Annotated in this window: 1 pseudogene; it reads right to left on the reverse strand. The window is 42.0% G+C overall.

Annotated elements, in window-relative coordinates:
• Positions 1–529, reverse strand: a pseudogene (locus ACS8FD_RS23435) (hypothetical protein); the annotation flags it as partial.
• Positions 530–564 lie beyond the last annotated feature (35 nt).

The raw sequence follows: 564 nt of genomic DNA on the forward strand, positions 1-564 counted from the left end.
TATCACATATGACGTCACTGTCTTTATCATAGGCTGCTGCTTCAAAATGCGGTGTGTCTTGCTCGCGCCTATGTTTATTGTGCTGTGTATTGCGCTTACTAGATTTCCCAAAAGGCTCTATTTTGTTATCTGCAGAGGTTTTTTTACGTGGCTGACTGTGAGAGAAAATAGCAGACAACGGTAAGTCAAGTTGTTCTTGAGCGAAGGCTTCAGTATTGTTAAAGCGGCGCACCAGCAGGCTTAGCCATGGTTGTTGGCTATTATTTTCCATCTCATCAAGCTCGTCCTTTATAGGTAACGGATAGGGCAGGGTACGATAAAAATCCCATAGCGTCATTTTGCTAAGATCTTTTTTGAGAACGTATTCATCATCTTCAGTCACGGTAATAAGTTTACAGTCTTTTAGATAATTGATGTAGGTATACCATTTAGGCAGCTCTTTACGACCCAATACATTTCGTAGCTCCTGCTCGCTAACAGCATCACCTTTTAAGTGGCTAAGGTAGACTAGATTTAACATATCAAGCAAACTTAACAGCGGGTGTCGCGGATAGACCTCCTCAG

The organism is Psychrobacter sp. 1U2 (genome assembly GCF_051847575.1).